The sequence below is a fragment of the Arthrobacter sp. K410C genome (genome assembly GCF_059090105.1).
Map to the genome: position 1 here is coordinate 1 of NZ_JBNHFJ010000015.1, position 13,467 is coordinate 13,467.

12 protein-coding genes are annotated in these 13,467 nt (G+C 66.9%); 4 read left to right on the plus strand and 8 right to left on the minus strand.

All coding sequences use genetic code 11. The features are described from left to right. The 3 genes from AC5RU7_RS17060 to AC5RU7_RS17070 form a co-directional block, all read left to right on the plus strand. Window positions 1-455: zinc-binding dehydrogenase (locus AC5RU7_RS17060; RefSeq protein ID WP_494053222.1), on the plus strand; the 455-nt coding region annotated here is incomplete at its 5' end. Beyond that, window positions 455-1,075: an MBL fold metallo-hydrolase gene (locus AC5RU7_RS17065; RefSeq protein WP_494009681.1), complete on the plus strand. Its 621-nt coding sequence runs from the start codon at window positions 455-457 to the stop codon at window positions 1,073-1,075. The genes AC5RU7_RS17060 and AC5RU7_RS17065, both read left to right, overlap by 1 nt. Before the next feature lie 109 nt (window positions 1,076-1,184). Further along, window positions 1,185-3,533: an FdhF/YdeP family oxidoreductase gene (locus AC5RU7_RS17070; RefSeq protein WP_494053223.1), complete on the plus strand. Its 2,349-nt coding sequence runs from the start codon at window positions 1,185-1,187 to the stop codon at window positions 3,531-3,533. A gap of 61 nt (window positions 3,534-3,594) precedes the next feature. Here the strand turns inward: AC5RU7_RS17070 and AC5RU7_RS17075 are convergent, their stop codons facing one another. The 4 genes from AC5RU7_RS17075 to uraD all read right to left on the minus strand — a co-directional run bounded on the left by AC5RU7_RS17075 (window position 3,595) and on the right by uraD (window position 8,130). After that, a complete protein-coding gene (locus AC5RU7_RS17075) occupies window positions 3,595-6,102 on the minus strand; it encodes a GcvT family protein (protein WP_494053224.1) in 2,508 nt (835 codons plus the stop codon). 227 nt (window positions 6,103-6,329) lie between these two features. Beyond that, window positions 6,330-7,139 (minus strand): IclR family transcriptional regulator, encoded by an 810-nt coding sequence (locus tag AC5RU7_RS17080; protein ID WP_494053225.1) that lies wholly within the window; start codon window positions 7,137-7,139, stop codon window positions 6,330-6,332. Window positions 7,140-7,297: 158 nt separating this feature from the next. Further along, window positions 7,298-7,636, minus strand: a complete 339-nt coding sequence (uraH, locus tag AC5RU7_RS17085; protein ID WP_494053226.1) for a hydroxyisourate hydrolase — start codon at window positions 7,634-7,636, stop codon at window positions 7,298-7,300. Continuing rightward, on the minus strand, window positions 7,633-8,130 hold the full coding sequence (gene uraD / locus AC5RU7_RS17090; RefSeq protein WP_494009676.1) for a 2-oxo-4-hydroxy-4-carboxy-5-ureidoimidazoline decarboxylase: 498 nt from the start codon (window positions 8,128-8,130) through the stop codon (window positions 7,633-7,635). Before uraD ends, uraH begins: the two co-directional genes overlap by 4 nt. A gap of 259 nt (window positions 8,131-8,389) precedes the next feature. Here uraD and AC5RU7_RS17095 point away from each other — a divergent pair, with 259 nt between their 5' ends. Continuing rightward, window positions 8,390-9,616, plus strand: a complete 1,227-nt coding sequence (locus tag AC5RU7_RS17095; protein ID WP_494053227.1) for a GAF domain-containing sensor histidine kinase — start codon at window positions 8,390-8,392, stop codon at window positions 9,614-9,616. Between the two features lie 23 nt (window positions 9,617-9,639). Here AC5RU7_RS17095 and AC5RU7_RS17100 read toward each other — a convergent pair whose 3' ends face one another. From AC5RU7_RS17100 to AC5RU7_RS17115, 4 genes are read right to left on the minus strand one after another with little or no spacing between them, the layout of a single operon-like run. Next, window positions 9,640-10,065: an ATP-binding protein gene (locus tag AC5RU7_RS17100; RefSeq protein ID WP_494053228.1), complete on the minus strand. Its 426-nt coding sequence runs from the start codon at window positions 10,063-10,065 to the stop codon at window positions 9,640-9,642. Continuing rightward, window positions 10,058-10,390 (minus strand): STAS domain-containing protein, encoded by a 333-nt coding sequence (locus AC5RU7_RS17105; RefSeq protein ID WP_009358427.1) that lies wholly within the window; start codon window positions 10,388-10,390, stop codon window positions 10,058-10,060. Before AC5RU7_RS17105 ends, AC5RU7_RS17100 begins: the two co-directional genes overlap by 8 nt. Next, a complete protein-coding gene (locus AC5RU7_RS17110) occupies window positions 10,390-12,351 on the minus strand; it encodes a glycosyltransferase family 2 protein (RefSeq protein ID WP_494053229.1) in 1,962 nt (653 codons plus the stop codon). Before AC5RU7_RS17110 ends, AC5RU7_RS17105 begins: the two co-directional genes overlap by 1 nt. Beyond that, window positions 12,348-13,460 (minus strand): PP2C family protein-serine/threonine phosphatase, encoded by a 1,113-nt coding sequence (locus AC5RU7_RS17115; protein ID WP_494053230.1) that lies wholly within the window; start codon window positions 13,458-13,460, stop codon window positions 12,348-12,350. Before AC5RU7_RS17115 ends, AC5RU7_RS17110 begins: the two co-directional genes overlap by 4 nt. Between the last annotated feature and the right edge of the window lie 7 nt (window positions 13,461-13,467).

The following is a 13,467-nucleotide window of genomic DNA, read 5'->3' on the forward strand; positions in this document are numbered from 1 at the left end:
ACATCGACGATAACAAGATCGAGATGGCCAGGTCCCTGGGCGCGACCCATGGCGTGAACTCCCGGCAGGAAGACGCGGTGGAGGCCATCCGCGCCCTCACCGGTGGCAACGGGGCGGACGTGGTGATTGACGCCGTCGGCCGTCCCGAAACCTACAAGCAGGCGTTCTATGCCCGCGACCTCGCCGGCCGTGTGGTCCTGGTGGGCGTCCCGACGCCGGAGATGCAGCTGGAACTGCCGCTGCTGGACGTGTTCGGTCGGGGCGGTTCGCTGAAGTCCTCCTGGTACGGGGACTGCCTGCCCTCCCGGGACTTCCCGATGCTCGTCTCGCATTACAAGCAGGGCAACCTGGACCTGGACGCCTTCGTGTCAGAGCGGATCACCATCGACCAGGTGGAGGAAGCCTTCCAGAAGATGCACGAAGGCAAGGTCCTGCGTTCGGTGGTGGAGCTGTAATGGCGGTCCGGATCGAGAACCTGGTCACCTCGGGCACGTTTTCGCTCGACGGCGGTACCTGGGACGTGGACAACAATGTCTGGATCGTGGGCAACGACGAGGAGTGCGTGATCATCGACTCCCCGCACGACGCCGCGGCGATCATCAACCAGGTCAAGGGCCGCAAGGTCCTGGCCATCCTGCAGACCCATGCGCACAACGACCACATCGGCGCCGCCCGGGACGTGGCCGACGCCGTGGGCGCGCCGATCTACCTGAACCCCGAGGACCTGGTGCTCTGGGAGCAGGTCTACCCGGACTCCAAGCCGGACCGGGAACTGGCGGACGGTGACGTGTTCGAAGTCGGCGGGGCCAGCCTGCGCGCGATCCACACGCCGGGCCACTCGCCGGGGTCCACCTGCTTCTACCTGGAAAGCGAAGGAACGGTCTTCACCGGGGACACGCTCTTCAACGGCGGCCCGGGCGCCACCGGCCGGTCCTACAGCGACTACCCCACCATCGTCACCTCGATCCGGGAGAAGCTGCTGACGCTGCCGGCCGAAACCGTGGTCCGCACCGGGCACGGAGACAACACCACCATCGCGGCGGAACGGGAAAACCTGGCCAAGGTGGCCCAGTAGCCAGCACAGCAAGCAGTGCCAGCAAAGGCGCGCCCGGGACCGTGGCGCGCCTTTGCTGGCGTTCGGATTAAAAAGCACGGTGCACTTTGCCGGTAAGGAAGTTGGAACGATGAAGTTCGGTAAGCAGCCCGCCCCTGTCGCGGACATCAATGAGGACGATCTTGTTGTCGGTAAGCCCAAGACTGAGGCGGCCGGCGTCAAGGCCGTGATGGTCGCCCTGGAGCGTGCGGTTGCCCAGGCGGGCGTGGCCAGGACGACGCAGTCGCTTCTGCGGTTGAACCAGCGCGGCGGGTTCGACTGCCCGGGCTGTGCGTGGCCGGAGTCGGACAAGAAGCGCAAGGCCGCCGAGTTCTGTGAAAACGGGGCCAAGGCCGTGGCCGAGGAGAACACCCTGCGGACTGTGGGGGCCGAGTTCTGGGCCAGGCACTCCATCGCCGAGCTGGCCACCAAGACGGAGTACTGGCTGGGTAACCAGGGCCGGCTGAGTGAGCCGGTGGTGATCCGCGAGGGGGACACGCACTATTCGCCGATTTCCTGGGCGGATGCGTTCGAACTGATCGGTGAACACATCCGCGCTTCCACCCCGGACCGGTGCGTGTTCTACACCTCCGGCCGCACGGCGAACGAGACCGCGTTCATGTACCAGCTGTTCGCCCGGGCGCTGGGCACCAACAACCTGCCGGATTGTTCGAACATGTGCCATGAGTCCTCCGGCTCGGCGCTGAACCCGACCATCGGCATCGGCAAGGGCACCGTGTCCCTGGATGACATCCACGATTCCGAGCTGATCTTCGTGGTGGGCCAGAACCCGGGCACCAACCACCCCCGCATGCTCTCCGCGTTGAAGGAATGCAAGGACAAGGGCGGCAAGGTGGTGGCGGTGAACCCGCTGCCCGAGGCCGGCCTGTTCAACTTCAAGGACCCGCAGACCGTCTCCGGCGTGGTGGGCGGCGGCACGCCGCTGGCCGATGAGTACCTGCAGATCAAGGTGGGCGGGGACCTGGCCCTGTTCCAGGCGCTCGGCCACCTGCTCCTGGAAGCTGAAGAAGCCAACCCGGGTTCTGTCGTCGACCATTCCTTCATAGCCGCGCAGACAGACGGCTTCGACGCCTACCGCGCAGCCCGCGCCACCCTGGACTGGGACGAGACCGAGCACGCCACCGGACTGGCCCGGGAACAGATCGAAACCGTGGCCGGGATGCTCATCAAGTCCAAGGCGTCCATCTTCTGCTGGGCCCTGGGCGTGACGCAGCAGCCACACTCGGTGGACACGATCAAGGAAATGGTCAACGTCCTGCTGCTGCAGGGCAACTTCGGCAAGCCCGGCGCCGGGGCCTGTCCCGTCCGTGGGCACTCCAACGTCCAGGGCGACCGGACGATGGGCATCTGGGAAAAGCCGAAGGAATGGCTCCTGACGGCCCTGGACAACGAGTTCGGCATCACGTCCCCGCGGCACCACGGCTACGACGCCGTGGAGTCCATGGAAGCCTTTGAACGCGACGAGGTGGACGTGTTCGTGTCCATGGGAGGGAACTTCTCGCTTGCCTGCTCCGACACCGAGGCCCTCGAAGCCGGCATGCAGCGGATCGGGCTGACCGTGCACATTTCCACCAAGCCCAACCGGTCCCACATCGTGCACGGCCGCACCTCGCTGATCCTGCCCACCCTGGGCCGGACGGACAAGGACGACAAGCACCCCAAGGGCGCCCAGTTCCTGTCCGTGGAGGACTCCATGTCCGTGGTCCACTCCACCCAGGGCCGCCTGACCCCGGTCTCCGAGCACCTGCTCGCCGAGCCCGTGATCGTGGCCCGGATGGCCGAAGCCACGTTCGGCCCGGACCACCCCGTCAACTGGAAGGCGATGGCCGAGGACTACGACGTCATCCGCGACCACATCGAGCGCGTCCTGCCCGGGTTTGAGGACTTCAACACCCGGGTCCGGACCAAGAACGGGTTCGTGCTGCCCAACCCGCCCCGCGACACCCGGTCCTTCGCCACGGACATCGGCCGCGGCCGGTTCACCGTCAGCCCGCTGGAATACCTCACCCCGCCCAAGGGCCACCTGGTCCTGCAGACCATCCGCAGCCACGACCAGTACAACACCACCTACTACGGCCTGGACGACCGCTACCGCGGCATCTCCGACGGCCGCCGGGTCATCCTGATCCACCCCGAGGACCTCACCGAACTCGGTTTCGAGGACCGCGACCTCGTGGACGTCATCAGCACCTTCGGGGGCGTCGACCGCCGCGCCGACAAATTCCGGCTCGTGGCCTACCCCACCGCCAAGGGCTGCGCCGCCGCGTACTTCCCCGAAGCCAACGCCCTGGTCCACAAGGAAAACGTCGCTCGCGAATCCAACACCCCCGGCTTCAAAGCCATGTTCGTCCGCTTCCAACCCCACACCGCCGACGCCGCAGCGGCCGAAGAACCGGCCTTCCAGACCGCCGGCGCCTAGCGGGAACAGCAAAAAGTGCCCCGCCTCCAAAAGGAGGCGGGGCACTTTTCAGTTGGGCCGGTCAGCCGCGGAGGCGCTCCATGCCGGGGTCGAACAGCGGCTCCGCTGTCACGGTGGCTGCCACGCGCCGGCCGAAGTATTCGATCTCGACGGCGTCGCCCACCCCGACGGCGGTCGGCAGCCAGGCGTAGGCGAGCGGCTTGCCGATGGAGAAGCCGTAGGCGGCGCTGGTGACGTAGCCGGCGGCTTGGCCGTTCACGTAGACGGGTTCCTTGCCCAGCACGACTGACGTGCCGTCGTCGACCGTGAGGCAGCGCAGGGTCTGGGCGGCCGGCTGCTCCTTGCGGGCGGCCAGGGCCTCAGCACCCACAAAGCCGGTCTTGTCCTTGGCGACGGAGAAGCCGAGGCTGGACTGGTAGGGGTGGTGCTCGGAGGTCATGTCCGTGCCCCAGAGCCGGTAGCCCTTCTCCAGCCGCAGGCTATTGAAGGCACCGCGGCCGGCGGCAATGATGCCGTGCTCCCGGCCGGCTTCGAAGAGCAGGTCCCAGAGCTTCAGGCCGTACTCGGCAGTGGTGTACAGCTCCCAGCCGAGTTCGCCCACGTAGGACAGGCGCATGGCCGTGACGGGGATGCCGCCCACGCTGATCTCCTTGGTGCGGAAGTAGCGCAGGCCGTCATTGCTGAGGTCGTCGGTGCTGACCTTGCCCATCACTTCACGCGCCAGCGGGCCCCACAGGCCGATGCAGCAGGTGCTGCCGGTGATGTCCGTAACGTGCACCCATCGGGCGGGATCGGCCGCCGACTGCTGCCGTGCCTCCACCCGCAGGTAGTCGAAGTCCACGTTGCTGTTGACGCCCAGCTGGAAGTCCTGCTCCCCAAGCCGGGCCACCGTGACGTCGCTGCGGATGCCGCCGTCGTCGGCCAGCAGCAGGCAGTAGGTGACGGCGCCGGGCTTCTTGGCGATGTTGCCCGTGCTGAGGCGCTGCAGGAGGTCCAGCGCGCCCGGCCCGGTGACGGACAGCCGCTTGAGCGGCGTCATGTCGTAAAGCGCGACGGCGGTCCGCGTCTTCCACGCCTCGGCGGCGGAAATGGGGGAGTAGAACATGCCGGCCCATTCATCGCGCTCCGGGACCTGCCACTCGGCGGGCAGGTGCTCCAGGAGGCCGCGGTTGGCCTCGAACCAGTGCGGACGTTCCCACGCGGCCGATTCGAGGAAGAACGCGCCAAGTTCCTTCTGCCGCACGTTGAACGGGCTCACCCGGACATCCCGCGGGGATTCCCGCGGCTGGAGCGGGTGCAGGACGTCGTAGATCTCCACGAAGTTCTGCTGCGAGGTGTCACTAACGTACGCGTCGGAGGTCTGCACCTTCTCGAAGCGGGTCAGTTCGCAGCCGTGCAGGTCGGTGCGGGACTGTCCCTCCACCAGCAGTTCGGCCATGGCCTTTGCCACGCCGGCGGAATGGGTGACCCACACGGCCTCGGCCACGAAGAACCCGTCCAGGTCCGGGGCCTCGCCCATCAGCGGGCCGCCGTCCGGGGTGAAGGAGAAGATGCCGTTGAACCCGTCGTGGATCTGGGCGGTATGCAGGGCCGGCAGCAGGTCCTGGCAGTCCTCCCAGGCCGGGGCAAAGTCCTCCAGGGTGAAGTCCAGGCGGGAGGGCATCTTGTGGTCCGACATCTGGTCCGCGCTGACGCGTGGAAGGCGGGCCATGTCCACCGGCATGGGCTTGTGGGCGTAGCTGCCGACGCCGATCCGGTCGCCGTGCTCGCGGAAGTACAGGTCCCGGTCCTGGTAGCGCAGGATGGGCTTGCTGGCCCCGTTGGGCAGTTCATTGGCGCCGCGCAGCGCCTCCACCGCAGTGGTTTTAACGTACTGGTGAGCCAGTGGCAGCAGCGGGACCTGAAGGCCCACCATTTTGCCGAGCTCTCGGCCCCAGAACCCGGCGCAGGACACCACGATGTCTGCCGGGATCACGCCGTCGGACGTCTGGACGCCGGTCACCTTGCCGCCGGCCTGCTCTATGCCGGTCACGGGCGTGGAGCCAAGGAAGGTGACGCCGGCCTCGCGGGCTTTGCCGATCAGGAGCTGGACGGCGCGGGCCGCGGAGGCGAGGCCGTCCGAGGGAACGAACAGGCCGCCCAGGATGCCGCGGCCGTCGGCGAGCCGTCCCTTGTTCAGCAGCGGCCAGAGCTTCTCGCACTCGTCCGCGTCGATCAGCCTGCCGTCCACGCCCCAGGAGGTGGCGTAGCCGAGCTTGCGCTTGAGGTCCTCCAACCGGGTTTCGGTGGTGGCCAGCTCCAGCCCGCCCACCTGGTTGAAGCAGGAGACGCCGTCCGCGGTCAGGGAGAGCAGCTTGTCCACGGTGTAGGTGGCGAACTCCGTCATGGTCTTGGACGGGTTGGTCTGGAACACCAGGCCGGGCGCATGCGACGTCGACCCGCCGGCCAGTTCCAGCGGCCCCTGTTCGACGACGGTGATGTTGGTCCAGCCGCGGCTGGTGAGTTCGTCGGCAAGGTTGGTGCCGACGATGCCGGCTCCGATGATGACGACGCGCGGTGATGCGCTCATAGTCTGTGGTTCTCCTGGTCGGCGGCTGGCAGGGCGGCGGAACAAGCGATGCGAGGCCGTTCAGCTTCTTCGCCATGAGCAACACGGATCGCTATATGCAACAAGAGTGATGCAGCACACAGTCAATGTCAAGCATGCGGTGAGCAGGCACCAAGCCCAGGCCTCCGGACTTGCAACAGCCGGACACAAGGAAACGCCCCCGGACCCGGGTCCAGGGGCATTGGCGTTCAGCGGCGGGTGTATCCCATGTTGGTGCTGACCTTCAGGCCGGCCTCTTTGAGGGCCTCCAGCAGGCCCGGCGTCTTCTCGGGATCGAACCGGAAGGCTGGCCCGGAGATGCTGATGGCCCCGGCCACGACGCCCTGGTGGTTGTAGACGGGAACCGCCACAGCATTCAGGCCGATCTCAAATTCCTCCCGCACCACTGCATATCCCTGGGCGGCGACCTGGTGAAGCTGTTTGTCCAGTTCCGTCCGGCTGGTGACGGTGCGGGAAGTGCGGGCGGGCAGGCCCGTTTCCTTCAGGATCCGGTCCCGCTCGTCCGCGCTCAGCGCGGCCAAAAGGATCTTTCCGCTGGACGTCGCGTGCAGGGGCGTCAGGCTGCCCACCCAGTCGTAGGTGGCCAGCGTGGAGGGACCCATCGCCTGGTCCACGTTCACTGCATAGTTGGAGCGCAGCACGGCAAGGTTAACTGTTTCCTTGTATTCCAGGGCCAGGCTTTCCAGGACCGGCCTCGCCTCGCGGACCAGGCTCAGCCGGCCGGGGATGGAGCTGGCCAGCCGCAGGATGCCGAACCCCAGCTGGTACTTGCCGCGGTCGCTGTTCTGGTGCACCATTTCACGGCTCACCAGTGAGCCCATCAGCCGGGAGACCGTGGACTTGTGGATTCCCATTTCCTCGGCAATCTCGCTCACTCCGGCATGGCCCTCCCGGGCAAGGATCTCCAGGACGGTCAGCGCGCGTTCCACCGACTGGACCCCGCCGTGCTGGCCGCCCTCGGCCTCGGCGTCGGATTCAAGGTCCCTGTTTGAAGCCATGATCCACTCCCACGTAGTTTCTGCAGCCCACTGCCCGCCGCAAGGTTGCACGGAAAGCCGGCAGCCCCTTCATTAGTCACCGTTCCGATCCTATGCCGGGTTGTGTGACTGGGCTGACATTCCATGAACCAGGCTGAACGCCGCGGGTGCTGCGGAGCCTAGCTGCCGCGGTAGGTGGAGTATGCGAACGGGCTTAGCAGCAGCGGCACGTGGTAGTGCTCTGGGCCCGTCACTTCAAACACGAGGTCCACTTCCGGGAAGAAGGTGGCCGTCTGCAGTCCGGCGTAGTAGCTGCCGGTGGCGAAGTTGAGCTTGTAGTGCCCCGGCTGCAGCTGCTCAGGCCCCAGGTCCTTGGCCCTGCCGTCCGCATCGGTTATGGACTTGGCCAGCTCCAGCCAGGTGCCGCCGTCGTTCTTCGAAAGTACGACGGCGACCCCCGCCGCCGGGCGTCCGGCGCCGGTGTCCAGGATGTGCGTGGTGACGTGGGAGACGCTCATTCGGTGATCAGTCCTTCCAGCCGCAGGACGGCTATCTCGCGCAGCTGCTGGGCCACGATGGTGTCTTCCTGGGCGGGCGAGTTGGCGAGCCGCTCGTTGAGGGACTGCAGGATTTCCGGGGCAGTGCGGCCGGCGGCGCGGATCAGGAAGACACGCCCGAATTTTTCCTCGTAGTCCCGGTTGCCCTTCGCCAGGGCTTCGGCGGCAGCGGCGTCCGCCGGATCAACGCCTGACTGCTCTGAACGGGACATGGAGGCTTCGGCGGTGGCCGCCGTCGGCCGTTCCCCGATCCTGGGGTGGTGGGCCATGGCTGCCTCCACTTCGGCGGAAGTGAAGGGGTTGGCCGCCTCCGCCGCGAAGGCCAGGAGGTCTTCCTTGGTGGAGAACGGTCGGGCGGCGGCGACGGCGTCAACCCACCGGCTCACATCGATGCAGGGCCGGAGAGTGTCCGCGGCCGCGGCAGGGTCCGCGGTGTTGAATTCGGCAAGCTTCATGCTGGCTGGTCCTCGGTACGAATGCTGGCATCCATGGTGACGGCTATGCGGATACCGGACTTCCCGGACCTGCCGGCAGCGCGCGCGACAAGCTTCCGCATCATGGAACTGTTATTTCAGCATACGTAATATTCAAGGGCAGGTGCTGCCCGGTGTCAAGAGATTACAACACCGCCCCGGCATCACCGGTATCATCACGGAAGGGCCGCTGGGGCCCGGGCTGACATGCTGGGGAAGAAAAAATATGGACGGTGCGGCTATGCAAATGCTGACCGATCGGGATGCCGGGCGCGAGCTTGGGCTGAGGGAATACGGGCTCCTGCCCGCGGTACCGGGGGAAATACCGGCACTGGCGGATGAACGGGCCCAGGACACGCTGGACAGCCTGGTCCGGCTGGCCGCCTCGCTCTGCGGGGTGCCGTACAGCGTGGTCAACATCATCACATCGGATCAGCAGCTGCAGATTGCGGCCTCGGGCATCGACCCGGGGATCTGCTCGCGCGAGGACTCCATGTGCGCCACCGTCTTCCTCAACCCTGGCACCACCGTAGTGCAGGACGCCTCCCACGATCCCCGGTTTTCTGCCAACCCCTTCGTCACGGGCCAGATCGCCGACGTCCGCTTCTACGCGTCCGTGCCGCTGGTGACTGCCAGTGGGCTGGTGCTTGGCTCGCTCTGCGTCTTCTCGGACCAGGCGGAGCTTCCCACGCCGGAACAGATCGGCCTGCTCGAAGTCCTGGCCCAGCAGGTGGTGGAGCTGCTGGAGCTGCAGCACCGCACGCTCCAGCTCGATGCCGTGTTGCAGGAACTGCAGCGCAGCAACGCGATGCTGGCCGAGTTTGCAGGAAGGGTCAGCCACGACCTGAGGTCCCCGCTGACCACCATCCTGGGCTACGTGGAGCTCGCCGAGGATGATCCGCAGATCCCGCCGGGGCACCCCTCGGGGGAGTACTTGACGCTTATCAGGAACAGCGGGGAGCGCATGCTCGCCACGCTCGAGGACGTCCTTGACTACTCCAGGGCCGACGGAACCCTGAACCCCGAGCGGGTTTCCCTGCTGGCTGTCACCGCAGAAGCCGCCCAGGACCTCGGCGTGGACCTGGGGCCGGGCAGCGGGATCCTGTGCGAGGACGCTGAACTATTCGCCGACCGGGGACAGCTGCGCACCCTGGTGCAGAACCTCCTGGCCAACTCGCTGAACTACCGGGACCCGCGGCGGCCGCTTGAGGTCACTGTCACCGCCGGAACCTGCCCCCGGGGTGTCAACATCCACGTGGCAGACAACGGCAAGGGCATCCAGGCGGCGGACCGGCAGCGGGCGGTGGAGCCGCTGGTCCGGCTGAACCGTCCGGGGGACGGCCCCGGAACGGGACTGGGCCTTGCCACCTGCCGCCGCATCGCACAGGCGCACGGCGGCGAACTGTCCATCAGCGGGACGCCCGGCGGCGGCACCAGAGTCTCGGTGCTGTTCCCCGCAAAGCCCTAAACTCCCAGGGTGGGGCGGGTTGGCTAGCCCTGCGACGATGTCCGGGACAACACCCAGGTGTTCGTCCCGTCTTGCCGCTCGAAGGTGACGGTGGTGACCAGCGCTTCGATTAGGGCCAGGCCCCGGCCGGATTCGGCGTCTTCACCGGGGTCGGAAGGTTCCATCGGCCCGAACGGCGGCTTGGCATGGTAGGCGCTGACGCGGGCCTCGAGCAGCGCGGGCTGGACGGTGATGTCCACGCCCAGCCCCACCGGTTCGTCCCCGGCCGGTTCGGCGTGCTGGACGATGTTGGAGACGGACTCGATGACCGCCGTCGTGAACGTCATCTGGTCCATGTCCTGGACGAAGGGGACGTCCAGCCACAAGCTGTCCAGGTCGTTGTGGACGGATTCGACGGCGTCCTCCGCAGCGGGTCCCCGGAAGCTGCGGGAGGCGAGGACGTCAGTCATTGCTGAACGCCTCGTCGGCCGACGGGTACGCGGTGAGGACCTTGTCCATGCTGGTCAGCTGCAGGACCATCTTCACCTGCGGCTGGACGGCAGCGATCCGGAGGTCACCGCCTGCCTGGCGGGCCGCCTTGAGGCACCCGATCAGCGCACCGAGGCCTGAAGAATCCATGAAGGCGGTCTTTTCCAGGTTGACCACGATCCGGTTGGACCCGCCGGCGATCACGTCGGTGACGAACTCACGCAGCTTGGGGGCGGACACCATGTTGAGCCGCCCGTCCGCCTTCACCTCCGCGTACGAATCTCGCACTTCGTAACTGAATTCCATCAGGACTCCTTCTTTGTAACTGCGGGTTCTGCGGCCGGTTCATACCCCTTGTACAGCACGGCGCGGACCAGGATGCTCATGACCACCAGGTCGAAAATGACCCAGGCGACGTTCACCAGCGTGCCCAGCGGTTCCGCCAGGCCGGCGGCCAACCGGATGATCCCGACGACGGCGGCCACGGCCAGCAGCGCGGACACCACGATCTGGGGCTGGATCAGGCTCCAGCTGGGTCCGCCGCTCTGGCGGGCTTTGGGGGTGACGGCGAACCCGAGGGGACGGCCGAACCAGACGTTCCGCGCCGCCGTCGAGCAGGCCTTGATCCAGGTGGGGAACAGGGCCAGGCTGTACTGCTGCCCCCGCCAGGTGGGGATGCCGCGGCCGGCCACGGCGAACAGGATCTGGTTGACCACCATGAACGGGATGAACCGGATGAAGAAATCCCAGCTCAGGCTGGTGACCGGGAGGATGCCCAGCAGCAGGTAGATGATGGGGGCGGCGAAGTAGATGACGGCCGCGTACCCGCTGAGGTAGGTCCACATGGTGGCGAAGTACATCAGCCGCTGGCCGAGCTTCAGGCCTTTCTGCACCAGCGGATTCTCGCGCAGCAGCACCTGGATGGTGCCCTGGGCCCAGCGCAGCCGCTGCGTGAGCATGGTCTTCAGGTCCTCCGGTGCCAGGCCGTACGCCAGGACCTCGTGATGGTAGACGCTCTCCCAGCCCATCGCGTGCATGCGCATGGCGGTGGCCATGTCCTCGGTGACGGAGATGGTGGCCAGGGGCATGACGGGCTGCGCCTCGTCATTGCGTTCCACGGAGAGTGCGTCCAGGACCGCCTGCACGGACTCCAGGGCGCCCAGCGGGGACCAGTCGCGGCGGGACATGCGCTGGACGGCGTCGTCGGCCACTACGGGGACCCCGGCGTCGCCCACATGGGCGAGTTCCATTGCGGCGATCTCTTCGAGGTCGGACTGCAGGGCTTCGACGTCGGCCATCACCAGGGTCTGCACGGCGGCATCGACCCGGCGGCGGACCCGGTAGGTGATCTCGCTGAGCGACTGCCCGGCGTCGAGTTCCTTCTGCGCCTCCCGGGTGGCCGCCTCCACCTCGTCCAGCACCTCGGCCACCAGCGGTGACTCCATCTCAGCGGACTTCCGGGCCTTCTTGATGGCGGTCTGGGACGCTGCCAGCGCGCGGCGGATGCTCTTTTCTGTTTCCTTGACGTAGCCCACCAGTCCCAGCTGCATCAGGGCCTCGCGGCGCAGGATGGCGTTGGAGCCGCAGAAGAAGGCGGCGTTCCAGCCGTCCTTGCCCTGCTGGATGGGGCCGTAGAACAAGGGTGCCTGGCTGCCGAGCGGGTCATCGGCGGGGACGTTGCTGAAATACTGCGGTGTCTGGACCAGGGCGACGCGGCGGTTGTTGAAGTAGCCTAGGGTCTTTTCCAGGATGTCCGGTTCGGGGATCTGGTCCGCGTCCAGGATCAGGAGGAACTCGCCATAGGTCTGCATGAGGGCGTTGTTCAGGTTGCCGGCCTTCGCATGGCGGGGGAGGTCCGAGGTCCAGTCCTCGCTGCGCGTGACGTAGCCCAGCCCGTGCTGTTCCGCGAGGGCTTTCAGTTCGGGGCGGGCGCCGTCGTCCAGGATCCAGGTGCTGTGCGGGTGCCGGATCTTCTGGGCCGCCAGGGCGGTGGTCATCACCATGTCCAGGTCTTCGTTGTAGGTGGTGATGAAGACGTCAACGGTGGCATCATGCGGCGGCGCCGGCGCGCCCTTGCGGATCTTCAGCTTCCATACCGTCATGCCGAAGAGCATGACGTCGATCAGGCTGTAGGTTTCGGCGACCACCAGCGGCAGGGCGATCCACCAGGCATCCCAGTTAAGCGATGCCAGCCAGCGCCAGGTGATGTAGTTGACCCCGGTGATGACGGTGAGCACCACTACCAGGCGGGTCAGGAAGCGGGTCATGGCGTAGCTTCCTCGGGCAGCCGGCGGACCACGACCACCGTGACATCGTCCTCTGCCGTCTCAGCGGGGGCCAGGGCCATGATGGCGCTGCTGGCGGCATGGGCGGAGCCATGGGCCAGCGTGGCAGTGCGGACGGCTTCCGTGAAGTCCTCCACGGACTCGAAAACGTCCAGGACTCCGTCGCTGACCACCACCAGGGAATCTCCGGGTGCCAGCTCGAAAGACGACTGCGGCCAGTCCGTTCCCGTCCACGCACCCACGGGCGGGCCGCCGGAGGGGAGCCGCCCGGCAGTCCCGCCTGACTGGACGTGAAGCGCGAGCCCGTGGCCGGCGTCGACATAGCTGACCTTCCCTGACGCCGCCTCCAGCCGGGCGTGGAACAGGGTGACGAAAGAGTTGGAGGAGTCCAGGTCCGTGGCGATGGCCTTGCTGGCGGAGGCGAAGGCGGCATCCAGGTCCGGCCGGTGGCCGGTGGAGCGCATGACGGCGCGCACCGTTGCGGCGATCAGGGCCGCGCCCATGCCCTTGCCCATGGCGTCGGCGAAGGTGAGGTGGAGCCCGTCCGGTGTCTGGTACCAGTCGTAGAAGTCGCCGCCCACGCTGCGTGAGGGGCGGAACACGCCGGCCACGTCGTAGCCCTCCACCCGGATGTCCTCCTTGGGCAGGAGGCTCTGCTGCACTTCCGTGGCGCGCTGGAGTTCGCTGCGGGCCGCGGAATCAGCGGCGGCCGAGGGCCGGCGGCGGAACAGTGCGTTGATCCGGGACTGGAGTTCGCGCGGGCTGAACGGTTTGCTGATGTATTCGTCGGCCCCATTGTCCAGCCCGGTCAGCTTGTCCAGCTCGTCCGCCCGGGCGGTGAGCATGACGATGAACGCGTCCGAAAACTCCCGCAGCAGCTTGCAGACTTCCAGGCCGTCCAGGTCCGGAAGGTTCAGGTCCAGCGTGACGAGGTCAGGCTGCAGGCGGCGGACTTCCGCCACGCCCGGCAGCCCCGCACCCACCTGCGATACCTCGAACCCCTGCTTTTCCAGCACGCGGACCAGCAGCCCCCGGATGTCGGGGTCGTCCTCGATGACAACGGCACGACGAATTTCGGAGGTTGAGACCATGACTCTA

Excerpts from the sequence above, each read along its gene's own strand:
- AC5RU7_RS17080 (WP_494053225.1), bottom strand. The coding sequence starts at position 7,139 with ATGGCTTCAAACAGGGACCTTGAATCCGACGCCGAGGCCGAGGGCGGC.
- AC5RU7_RS17110 (WP_494053229.1), bottom strand. The coding sequence starts at position 12,351 with ATGACCCGCTTCCTGACCCGCCTGGTAGTGGTGCTCACCGTCATCACC.
- AC5RU7_RS17100 (WP_494053228.1), bottom strand. The coding sequence starts at position 10,065 with ATGACTGACGTCCTCGCCTCCCGCAGCTTCCGGGGACCCGCTGCGGAG.
- AC5RU7_RS17065 (WP_494009681.1), top strand. The coding sequence starts at position 455 with ATGGCGGTCCGGATCGAGAACCTGGTCACCTCGGGCACGTTTTCGCTC.
- AC5RU7_RS17105 (WP_009358427.1), bottom strand. The coding sequence starts at position 10,390 with ATGGAATTCAGTTACGAAGTGCGAGATTCGTACGCGGAGGTGAAGGCG.
- AC5RU7_RS17070 (WP_494053223.1), top strand. The coding sequence starts at position 1,185 with ATGAAGTTCGGTAAGCAGCCCGCCCCTGTCGCGGACATCAATGAGGAC.
- AC5RU7_RS17075 (WP_494053224.1), bottom strand. The coding sequence starts at position 6,102 with ATGAGCGCATCACCGCGCGTCGTCATCATCGGAGCCGGCATCGTCGGC.
- uraH (WP_494053226.1), bottom strand. The coding sequence starts at position 7,636 with ATGAGCGTCTCCCACGTCACCACGCACATCCTGGACACCGGCGCCGGA.
- AC5RU7_RS17115 (WP_494053230.1), bottom strand. The coding sequence starts at position 13,460 with ATGGTCTCAACCTCCGAAATTCGTCGTGCCGTTGTCATCGAGGACGAC.
- uraD (WP_494009676.1), bottom strand. The coding sequence starts at position 8,130 with ATGAAGCTTGCCGAATTCAACACCGCGGACCCTGCCGCGGCCGCGGAC.
- AC5RU7_RS17095 (WP_494053227.1), top strand. The coding sequence starts at position 8,390 with ATGCAAATGCTGACCGATCGGGATGCCGGGCGCGAGCTTGGGCTGAGG.